At 61.7% G+C, this 2,181-nt stretch carries 2 protein-coding genes; both read right to left on the bottom strand.

Annotated elements, in window-relative coordinates:
• The coding region (locus tag AC1DVA_RS27850; RefSeq protein ID WP_476808043.1) for a DUF5681 domain-containing protein at nt 1-331 on the bottom strand (331 nt) is incomplete at its 3' end.
• 460 nt (nt 332-791) lie between these two features.
• A complete protein-coding gene (locus AC1DVA_RS27845) occupies nt 792-1,853 on the bottom strand; it encodes an SGNH/GDSL hydrolase family protein (RefSeq protein WP_476808042.1) in 1,062 nt (353 codons plus the stop codon).
• Between the last annotated feature and the right edge of the window lie 328 nt (nt 1,854-2,181).

Below are 2,181 nucleotides of genomic sequence, written 5' to 3'. Positions count from 1 at the left end.
GCGCCAGCTCGCCCGCCGCGACCGCCTCCAGGATGGCCTGCGTCGCCTTGGGCAAATCGGCGACCGTCTCGATCCTGGGAAGGTCGAACGTGACGGGTCGGTCGCGACGGGGAGGCGCCAGTCGATCCATACACAGCCGCAGCGCCGTCATGTCGCCGGCGAGCCCGAGTTCGATCGCCTTGCGTGTGAGGGCGCCGGCCTCGCCTTCCAGCAAAGCCTCGATGGCGAGCGTCACCTTGTGGCGGGTGCCCTTTGCCTTACCAGCCGGGTTGCCCGACCGCCCTGGCCTGAACTTGCCGCCGCCCTGTTTCCCTTCTGCATTTGCAGGCATCACAGCAAACCTCTAGCGACAGCCTAACCCTCTCCGGCGGGATTTTTCCGCCGGGCCGGGCTCAGTCGATCCGGTTCCAGGTCGCGTCCGAACCCCCCGCCGAATTGGCGAATTTGCAATCAAACAGATCAGAAGGCGCCTTCGATTTTGCAAGAATGCCATTGAGAATAACATCCGTGACTGCGCGGCGCTAGCTTAGGGGAGGTTATGCCCTCAGGCCTGGGAGCCCGCTGGCTGGGCGACAAACCAATACGGTGTGTGAACGTTGGTCGTTATTGCCGGGTGTTTCTGCTCCGGTGATCGGCCGGATAGACCCGGCCGCGGTGCGCAACTTGGCGCGATATCGGCTCGCGAGCCGGGCCATTCTCCTCGAGCCAAATCAACGAGCCGCTGCGAAGCAAATGCTCGTGGACTTACGCTCGCCCGCGACACTTCATTGGCACCGGTTCGAACGGACAGCTCAAGGAGCGGCAATGAAACGAGCCACTTCCTCGTCGCTGATCGGTGTCAAAGGCAGGTCGAAGGCCTCGCGCAGGCGACCCACAAGCGACTGTGCCCATAGTGCATTCACTACAAGGCCACCGTGATGATCAGCCACTTCCACATTATTCGGCTCATCACCGACTGTGTTGGTGACGCGCAGCTTTCCGTCGATGGTGACTGACCTGAAGACTGGCATTGCGTCGGACCCGCGTGGGCCCCAACGGTCTCGAAACCAGTCTCCGAGGTCGAAGAAGGCGGTTCGTGCGTCGGCACTGGTTAGCTCACGCATCTGAGCGTTGAAACCATCGAAGGCCGTTTGAATGTTGCCAAGCGTCGGGCGGTATCTGTCGAAGACCTCAGGGTCATTCACCTGATTATCCACGCCGACCAGTAAGATGCGGGTCTCTGGATGGGCGGCATGGATGAGGCGGATGGCAGCAGCGATTTGTTCCACGCAATAGGCCGCCGCAGCGCGGACCTTAGGTGCCTTAGGATCGCGTGCCTGATCATCGAGCACGGCCGACCAATCATTGTTGCCTATCCGAATGACGACGACGCCGTTGCGCCAACGCCCTGGGGCATGGTCCATCAGCTCTACCAGCCGCGGCGCCTGAGGATAACGCTGTAGCGGTCCGCCCATCAAATTCTTGCAGGTGGCGCCGGAATTCGCGAAATTGTAAAGGTAATCCTCCTTCCTTGGCGTTCGACCGGCGTGTAGCCCGACTAAGTCGCGCAACCAAGTCATTTGGTTAGAACGTCCCCATCGCACCCACGGCCCAAGATTGAGCTCGTTGCCACGCAGGCGCGCCAGCACTTCGGTCCACTGGAAGGTGCGGGCACGAAATGCACCGCCGCGGTCAGCGGAACCCGGCGGGAAGCTCAGACTATCCTGATAGGAATGGCTGCTGGAATCCCCCAGAACGGCCAGTGCAATTGTAGTCGGCTGAGAACTGTCGGTGGGGGTGCCGCCATCCCACAAGACCAAGCTGGCCAGGCCGAGGGCAACGAGCCCAGCCATCGCGCCAAGCGCGTACCTCATCTCGGCGCATCGACGAAAAAAGCTCCGCCCGAGGCCATGATGGGCAGACTTGCCGCGAGAATTACAAGCGCTGCGCTGCCTCGGTAAGACGACCTTCCCGCAGATGAGAAAGTCGCGCCGCGACTCTCTTGGTCTTGGCTGTTCGGCAAAGCCCCTGCGGGATTCCGTTCGTCCATGGCAGACTGTAGGAGACTGCCGTCCGCAAGACACAACCGCGCAAAGTGGGTAGCTCCGACGCGCAGCAGACCCCACCTTTCAACTTCGGCATCGGAAGCCTGACGGGGCTCGGCATTCGAACGGGGCATAGTTTAGCGGCGCGGCCCACATC

The sequence above is a fragment of the Allobosea sp. P4_C6 genome, from assembly GCF_056402015.1.
The sequence above is the reverse complement of the archived record's forward strand: the minus strand, read 5'-3'. Positions and strand labels throughout refer to the sequence as shown.